Origin of the sequence: Nonomuraea sp. KM90 (genome assembly GCF_052246675.1) — a bacterium.
Taxonomy (GTDB): domain Bacteria; phylum Actinomycetota; class Actinomycetes; order Streptosporangiales; family Streptosporangiaceae; genus Nonomuraea.
In genome coordinates this window covers 1-7,500 of record NZ_JBQQCB010000243.1, presented here as the reverse complement: position 1 = coordinate 7,500, position 7,500 = coordinate 1, and the positions used below count along the sequence as shown (strand labels likewise).

8 protein-coding genes and 2 pseudogenes are annotated in these 7,500 nt (G+C 71.2%); 5 read left to right on the top strand and 5 right to left on the bottom strand.

Features of this window, described 5'->3' with window-relative positions; genetic code table 11:
- The first annotated feature begins 208 nt into the window (after positions 1 to 208).
- On the top strand, positions 209 to 463 hold the full coding sequence (locus ACTWPW_RS62180) for an alpha/beta fold hydrolase (protein WP_443174723.1): 255 nt from the start codon (positions 209 to 211) through the stop codon (positions 461 to 463).
- Between the two features lie 26 nt (positions 464 to 489).
- On the opposite strand, the gene ACTWPW_RS62175 is transcribed toward ACTWPW_RS62180, so the two are convergent.
- Positions 490 to 1,635: an RNA polymerase sigma factor gene (locus ACTWPW_RS62175; protein WP_375112313.1), complete on the bottom strand. Its 1,146-nt coding sequence runs from the start codon at positions 1,633 to 1,635 to the stop codon at positions 490 to 492.
- Positions 1,632 to 2,039, bottom strand: a complete 408-nt coding sequence (locus ACTWPW_RS62170; RefSeq protein ID WP_375112429.1) for a YciI family protein — start codon at positions 2,037 to 2,039, stop codon at positions 1,632 to 1,634. The genes ACTWPW_RS62175 and ACTWPW_RS62170 overlap by 4 nt, the downstream gene beginning before the upstream one ends.
- Positions 2,040 to 2,370: 331 nt before the next feature.
- Between ACTWPW_RS62170 and ACTWPW_RS62165 the strand changes: the two are divergent.
- Positions 2,371 to 2,463 (top strand): annotated as a pseudogene (locus ACTWPW_RS62165) (MerR family transcriptional regulator); the annotation flags it as partial.
- 357 nt (positions 2,464 to 2,820) lie between these two features.
- Here the strand turns inward: ACTWPW_RS62165 and ACTWPW_RS62160 are convergent.
- Entirely contained in the window at positions 2,821 to 4,122 is a 1,302-nt protein-coding gene (locus ACTWPW_RS62160; RefSeq protein WP_443174722.1) for a pentapeptide repeat-containing protein, read from the bottom strand.
- 240 nt (positions 4,123 to 4,362) lie between these two features.
- On the opposite strand from ACTWPW_RS62160, the gene ACTWPW_RS62155 reads away from it, so the two are divergent.
- The 3 genes and pseudogenes from ACTWPW_RS62155 to ACTWPW_RS62145 all read left to right on the top strand — a co-directional run.
- On the top strand, positions 4,363 to 4,860 hold the full coding sequence (locus tag ACTWPW_RS62155; RefSeq protein ID WP_443174721.1) for a pyridoxamine 5'-phosphate oxidase family protein: 498 nt from the start codon (positions 4,363 to 4,365) through the stop codon (positions 4,858 to 4,860).
- 29 nt (positions 4,861 to 4,889) lie between these two features.
- A complete protein-coding gene (locus ACTWPW_RS62150; protein WP_443174720.1) occupies positions 4,890 to 5,459 on the top strand; it encodes a dihydrofolate reductase family protein in 570 nt (189 codons plus the stop codon).
- Between the two features lie 49 nt (positions 5,460 to 5,508).
- Positions 5,509 to 5,613, top strand: a pseudogene (locus ACTWPW_RS62145) (dihydrofolate reductase family protein); the annotation flags it as partial.
- A 314-nt stretch (positions 5,614 to 5,927) separates the two neighbouring features.
- On the opposite strand, the gene ACTWPW_RS62140 reads toward ACTWPW_RS62145, so the two are convergent.
- Positions 5,928 to 6,803 (bottom strand): sigma-70 family RNA polymerase sigma factor, encoded by an 876-nt coding sequence (locus ACTWPW_RS62140; RefSeq protein WP_443174719.1) that lies wholly within the window; start codon positions 6,801 to 6,803, stop codon positions 5,928 to 5,930.
- A complete protein-coding gene (locus ACTWPW_RS62135) occupies positions 6,800 to 7,201 on the bottom strand; it encodes a VOC family protein (protein WP_443174718.1) in 402 nt (133 codons plus the stop codon). Before ACTWPW_RS62135 ends, ACTWPW_RS62140 begins: the two co-directional genes overlap by 4 nt.
- Positions 7,202 to 7,500 lie beyond the last annotated feature (299 nt).

The window sequence follows — 7,500 nt, the reverse complement described above, 5'->3', positions numbered from 1 at the left end:
TGGCCTCCCAACGCCGCGAACGCGCACGCATCCGCAGCGAAAAACAGCGCCGCTGGGGACGACCAGCCGCCCAAGCCGCATGATCAACCACCACTCCGGTGAACGTTCGTGGCCACCCCACTAGGTGAGTCGTGTCTGGATGCCGGTGATGACCGTGTCCAGGCCGAGCTCGAAAACCTCGTCCGAGCCGGGGGGCTCCATGCCGCGCATGATGGCGTTCTCCGAGGAGCTGAGCGGGTTCGACCTGGGGCCCCGGCTGGAGGGCATCGGCTGCCCCACGCTCGTGATGGTCGGACGGCATGACCCGCAGGGCCCGCCCGCGCACAGCCGGGAGATCGCCGGACGCGTCGCCCGGGCCTGCCTGGCGGTGTTCGAGCGCAGCGGTCACTTCCCGTACCTGGAGGAACGGGACTCCTTCGAAGACGTGCTCGCGGGGTGGGTCCGCGACCACGGCCTCGGGTAGAGCCCGTGGCGCGGCCGGGCAGCCGCTCAGTCGCGCAGCTGCGCGTTGAGCCGTGCGGCCTGTCGCGTGAGGTGGTCGCGTTCGGGGAGGCTGGAGGCCGATCGGGCGGCTTCGGCGTAGAGCCGCGCTGCGGTCACGAGGTCACCGTCGCGCTCGTGGAGGTACGCCGCGACGGCGGTGTGGCGGGGCAGGGCGGGGTCGAGCTCCGCCAGGGCGGCCAGGCCGGCCCGCGGGCCGTCGGCCTCGCCGACCGCGACGGCCCGGTTGAGGCGGGCCACCGGGCTGCCGGTCAGGCGTACCAGTTCGTCGTACCACTCGACGATCTGCACCCAGTCGGTCTCCTCGGCCGTGCGGGCGTCGGCGTGCAGCGCGGCGATGGCGGCCTGGGCCTGGAACTCCCCCAGGCGGTCGCGGGCCAGGGCGGCCTGGAGCACGTCGACGCCCTCGGCGATCAGGCGGGTGTTCCACAGGCTGCGGTCCTGCTCGGCCAGGGGTATGAGCCGGCCGTCGGGTCCGGTCCGGGCCGGGCGCCGCGCGTGGTGCAGCAGCATGAGCGCGAGCAGGCCCGCGACCTCCTCATGGTGGGTCTTGACCGCCAGCTGGCGGGTGAGCCGGATCGCCTCTCCGGCGAGGTCGACGTCGCCGGAGTAGCCCTCGTTGAAGACCAGGTAGAGCACGCGCAGCACCGTGGGGACGTCGCCGGGCTGGTTGAACCGGACGGAGGAGACGGTCCGCTTGGCCCGGCTGATGCGCTGGGCCATGGTCGCCTCCGGCACGAGGTAGGCCTGCGCGATCTGACGCGTGGTCAGGCCGGCGACCGCGCGCAGCGTGAGCGCGACGGCCGAGGCCGGGGTCAGGGACGGGTGCGCGCACAGGAAGTACAGCTGGAGCGTGTCGTCCACCGCCTCCCCCGGCCCGGGTACGGGCTCGGTCTCGACGCGTACCTCGCGGTGCCGGCGGGAGGTGTCGGCGCGGGCGGCGTCGAGGAACTTGCGCCAGGCCACGGTGACCAGCCAGCCCTTGGGGTCGCGCGGCTGGTCGTCCGGCCACGCGCGCAGGGCCTCGACCAGGGCTTCCTGTACGGCGTCCTCGGCCGCCGCGAAGTCGGCTCCGCGACGGACGAGGACACCGATCACCGCGGGCACCAGCTCCCGCAGCAGCGGCTCGTTCACTCGGTCACCGTGAGCCGCTCGGCCAGGAAGGGGCGCACCTCGAGCCATTCGTGGATCGGCTCGCCACCCGCGCCCGGAGCCGCGGACAGCTCGCCGGCCAGCTCCAGCGCCCGCTCGTAGGTCTCGACGTCGATCACCATCCAGCCGGCGATCAGGTCCTTGGTCTCCGCGAACGGGCCGTCGGTGACCGGCGGCCGCCCCTCGCCGTCGGAGCGGACGAACGTGCCCTCCGGGGAGAGCGCCTGATGGTCGACGAACTCGCCGGTGCCCTCCAGCCGGGCGGCGAAGTCCCGCATGTACTGCACGTGGGCCGAGATCTCCTCCGGCGTCCACTGGTCCATCGGCACGTCGTTGACCGCTGCCGGCGCGCCCCGGTAGTGCTTGAGCAGCAGGTACTTGGCCATCATGTTCTCCTTGGTGTGTACGGGCCATTGTGGCCGGTGTTCCGTGCGGGGACGAAACCGCGCGCGTGCGAGAGAGCCGTCCGCAACCACCGAACACGATGCTGTGGGCCAGATCACGGTTGAGGTTGACCTGAGGTCAGGGGGGCTCCTCAACGAGGTGTTCGGCGGTGCGCAGGCCGATCCGGCCCAGCCGGCGGGCTGAGCACCGGCGTGCACCAGGGAGAACTCGAACCAGCGCCACGCCGAGCTCCACGGGCCGGCGTGGCCCGTCCGTACGCTCGGCCGCGGTGCGCGTGGTCGCCCGGCTCGAACACAAGGCAGGCTGAGGCAGATGAGGAAGGGGGTCACGATCGGGCAGGCGGCGGCGTTCGTCGGCGTCACGGTGAAGACGGTGCGGCATTACCACAAGCTCGGCCTGGTGAAGGAGCCGGACGACCCCCGCATCGCCGAGCTCGCCGCCGCCGCGGCCGACCGCTACCTCGCCAACCCCGCACTGCTGAAGACCGTGACCGGCCTGCAGGCCCGCACCGAGGCCGCGACCCGGTACACGCTGATCGCCGGCCGCGGCGCGGCTGACCGCGCTTTACGAGGCCAGGCTCCGCGCCGCCGGCATCCGCATCCCCCGGCCGGACTCCCCCTGCCCGCGCCGCGCCGCGCTCCGCTCCTTCGGCCGGCCGGCCGGCCGGCGGGTGGGTGGCCGGGGGCATCTCGTCCGGCACCGGCAGGAGCGCGTGGTCCAGGGCATTCCAGGCGTGCCCGGGCCGCCGGGTATGCCGCCCGCTCACGTTCCAGGGGCTCCTGCGGGGAGCTTGGTGTCGTCGTCGGTCCTGGCCGCGTTCAGGTTCGCCCCGGTCAGGTCGGCGCCCGTCAGGTCGGCGGCCGTCAGGTCGGCGCCCTTGAGGTTCGTCCCCTTCAGGTCCGCTCCGCGCAGGCTCGCCTTGCGCAGATCCGCCCCGCGCAGGTCCGCTCCGCGCAGGCTCGCCCCGTTCAGGTTCACGTCGCGCAGGTCCGCCTCGCGCAGGTCCGCGTTGAACAGGTCCACCCCGCTCAGATTGGCCCAGCTCAGGTCCGCCTTCCTCAGATCCGCCTCGAACAGGTCCACGCCGCTCAGGTCCGCGCCGTTCAGGTCCGCCTCGCTGAGGTCCGCCATGAACAGGATCGCGTGCCCCAGGTCCGCGCTGTCCAGGTACGCCTTGCGCAGGTCGCTGCCGGACAGGTCGGTGTGGGCCAGGTTGGCCCCGCTCAGGTGGGCCCCGCTCAGGTCCGCCCGGGTCAGGATGGCGGTGCCGAGGTTCAGGCCGCTCAGATCCGCGCCCGGCACACGGATGCGCGCCAGGTTGCAGCCGCAGACCCAGTCGTGCCCGAGCCCGGTGTTCGGCGCATCGTAGACGCTGCCGAGCACGGTCAGGGCCATCTGCACGTCGGTGGCCGGTCGCCCGAGCTGCCGGGCTGGTGACATCGAATCGTGCTCGCGCACGTACGCGGCCATGACATCGACGGTCATCACCCGATCACGTGGAGAATCCTGCGCCAGGCGTTGCAGCGTGTCGATCGCGTCCAGGCGGACCTCGATCCGCTCGGAGCCGAGCTGCGCCACGGCCTGGCCGTACCTGTCGGGGCTCTGCCCTTCCAGCGGGGTCTGCATGGACCTGGCGTCGGTGTAGACCAGGCTGCCCGCGGCCAGCAGCAAACCGAGGACGATGCCCCAGGTGCTCATCCGCTCAAGGAGCGCCCCTCGTTCGGTGGCGAGCGTGTCGAAGGCTTGCTCAGCCGGGCGGGCGTCGGTCTCCTCCGGGGTGAGCGGCCGCAGGTCGCGGCGGCGACGCAGCTCGCCCGCGACCCAGCAGCCGACGCCGATCAGGAGGCTGACGGCCGCGAGGATGGTGAGCGTCAGCGGAGGGAGATCCGCTGCGGAGTACGGCGGCGTCAGGTAGCGGGGCAGCCGGTCCAGCACCGGCGCCAGCCAGGCGGTGCCGGGTGCGCCGGTGAGCAGGTGGACGGTCACGGTGGCGATGGCGGTGCTGACGACCACGCTGATCGACCAGATCAGGGCCCGCCGCCGACGCGCTTGCCGTGATGTCACAGCCTCCATTTGATCTGGAGCTGGGTGCCGAATGTAAGCCTTTCGACGGAACTGTTACTTCGGGTGACTCGCCGGGCGCCGGGCCCTGTGAACAGTGGTGCCGGCCGCAGAGTGGATGGCTGCCATGGCGGCGGCAGCCGGAAAAGAAAATTCGGGAATTCGGGGGCCGGCGGATGTCGAGAATGCTCCGGCGGCTCCGTCCCTGGGGCGAATCACGACAACGACCCTGGAGGGACGGCAATGCGAGCGAACGAGATCGCCGAGATCCTGGACCGGCCGATCAGCCAAGAGCTGCTGGCGCGCGACCTCACCCGGCTGGCGTACGTGGCCAAGGACGGCACGCCCCGGAACGTCCCGATCGCGTTCACCTGGAACGGCTCGGAGATCGTCATGTGCACCACGAAGAACGCCCCGAAGCTCCCGGCCCTGCGCGAGAACCCGACGGTCGCCCTGACGATCGACACCGAGGCGCACCCGCCCAAGGTCCTGCTGATCCGCGGCCGGGCCGAGCTGGACGTGGTCGACGGCATCCCGGAGGAGTACCTCCAGATCAACGGCTCGTACGAGATGACGCCCGAGCAGCGGGTCGAGTGGGAGGCCGAGGTCCGCTCGCTCTACGACGGCATGGTCCGGATCGTGGTGACCCCGACGTGGGCGAAGCTGATCGACTTCGAGACGACCCTGCCGAGCGCGGTCGAGGAGCTGGTCCGGCAGCGGGCCGAGCGTGAGCGCGCCTGAACCCGGTCCCGACCGATACTGAGGAGAACATGATGCGCAAACTCATCGTCCAGCAGTGGGTGACCGTCGACAACATCGCCGCGGAGGAGGACGGCGGGCTCAGCTTCGTGTCCGGGGAGCCCTTCTCCGAGACCACCGACAAGGCGTTCGAGGCGAGCGTGATGGGGTTCATCGACTCGGTCGACACGATGATTCTCGGCGCGAACACCTACGCCCAGTCCAAGGGCTACTGGCCGTACGCCGACGAGCAGGGCGAGTACGGCGAGAAGCTCAACAATCTCACCAAGTTCGTCGCCTCGTCGAAGCTGGACGACGCCCCCTGGGGCGATTTTCCCGCCGCGACCGTGACGCGCGACCCGGCCGCCACCATCCGGGAGCTCAAGGAGCAGAGCGGCAAGGACATCTGGCTGTGGGGAAGCCTGACACTCATGCACTCCCTGCTGGACATCGGCGTCGTCGACGAGATCGTCCTGCTCGTCTGCCCGGCGTCACGCGGCAGGGGAACGCGCGTTTTCGCGGATGGGCGGGACCTGAAGCTGGTCGAGGGCATCGCGTTCGGCAACGGCGTGGTGCGTCTGCGCTACGAGATCAAGAAGTAGGTCGCGGCGCTGGTAAGGGTTCCGCTTCCGGGGTCTCGGTGCGGCGTCGGTGGCCGAGGAGGTCGCTGCGGCGATCGACGCGACCGGCAAGGACGTCTCGATCGGCGGCGCCGGCCTGGCCGCGGCGGCGATCGAGCTCGGCCTCGTCGACGAGCTGCGGATCTTCCGCTATCCGATCGTCGTCGGTGGGGCGGCATGCGCTACCTGCCGCAGGTCACCGAAGAGGTCCTGGTCTCGACCTGGTCGAGACCAGGACGCTCGGCTCGCGCGTGATCCACGAGTGCTACCGGCCCGCCCGCGGCGACTCCGACTGACACCGCCGTCCGCGTCACCAGCGCCTCGCCGGACCGGGCATGCGCCGCGCCCGCCGTGTGGTCGCCGCCCGGCGGATGACCGGCCGGTCCGAGCGCTTCGATTGGAGTTGACCCCGAATCGACTAATTCCGCACCCCGCCCTGACGACACCGGCTCAGGCCGGGGCGGGCAGACGGATCGAGTCGAGTTTGGCCGGGTCGACGACGATGTGGATGCCGCTGATCCGGCCTTCGGCGACGGTGAAGGCGATGACGGACAGAGGGGTTCCGTCGGGGCGCCACGACATGTGGCCGGGGACGCCGTTGACCAGCACGGGTCGTTGGCGGGCGGCCTCGCCGGAGAACATGCGGGCGCCGGCGGCGACCGCGGTGGCGCCGAGGGTGACGACCGTGCCGCCGGGGGTGTCGACGGTCAGCTTCACGTTCGGGTCGAGGACACGCAGGAGCGCCTCGAAGTCGCCGCTGAGGGCGGCGGCGCTGAACGCCTGGACGACCTTGTGATGCTCGCGGCCGGGGCCCGCCGGCCGGTCCGTGGACCGGACCTTGCGGCGGGCGCGGCTGGCGATCATCTTGGTGGCGTCGGCGGATTTGCCCAGGATCTGGCCGATCTCGTGGAACGGGACCGCGAACATGTCGTGCAGGACGAACGCCAGGCGCTCGCCCGGGGTGAGCGAGTCGAGCACGACGAGCAGCGCGAAGCCCACCGAATCGGCCAGCGCCACCTGCTCGTCCGGCGCGGGGTCGTCGGCCGGCGTCACCACGAGCTCCGCGAACTCGTGCCCGTAAGCGGTCCCGGGATGGGCTCGACGGGATCTCAGGACGTCCAGGCTGATCCGGCCGACCACGGTGGTCAGCCAGCCCGCCAGGTTGCCGATGCTCGCCGCGTCCTGGCGGACCAGGCGCATCCAGGCCTCCTGGACCACGTCCTCGGCGTCGGCGTGCGAGCCCAGCACGCGGTAGGCCAGGGCGCGCAGCCGATCGCGCTGGGCCTCGAACGCCTCGGTCACCGGGCCGGACGGGAGGGTGGTCACGGCTGTCGCTGCTTTCGCTGCTGACGGAGCGAGACCCGGTTGCCGTCCGGGTCCACCGCCTCGATGCGAACCCCGAACGGATAGTCCACGGGTTCGGACTCTTCGAAGGTGACGCCACGCCGGCGCAGGATCTCGAAATCCTTCCGCAGATCATCGGACTCAAGGATCAGCGGACCGGGCGCGCCATCCCGGCCCGCGTCACCCGGCAGACCCGCGGCCGCCGCCTGCGACCACAGGAGGATCTGCACCGGGCTGCCGGGAACGCCCACGGTGAGGAACCGTCCGTCGGGCCCCGGGAAGTCGACCCGCTTGTCCAAGCCGAGCCCTTCGGTGTAGAACTCCAGCGCACGGTCCTGATCGGTGACGTAGACCGTCACGTACATGATGGTGGTCAGCATCCTGTTCTCGCTTCACTCGTCGGTGCGACGACCGTTCGTCTTCGGCCGTCGCACCTATGACGGGTGCCGACGCGAAAAGGTAACAGGACCGTCCGCCGGAGCAGCTGACCGCCACCAGGACCGCCACAGGACCGCCACAGGACCGCCACCAGGACCGACTCCACGTGGCCGCCGCTCGCCGGAAGGCTCGCGCGCGGGCGCGGTGTGCAGGAGACTTCCAGGCAGACCCATGCACGACCGACACCTGCGACTGCGGGAGGCGCGCGATGCCCACACGTATGACCCTGGTGGTAGCGGCG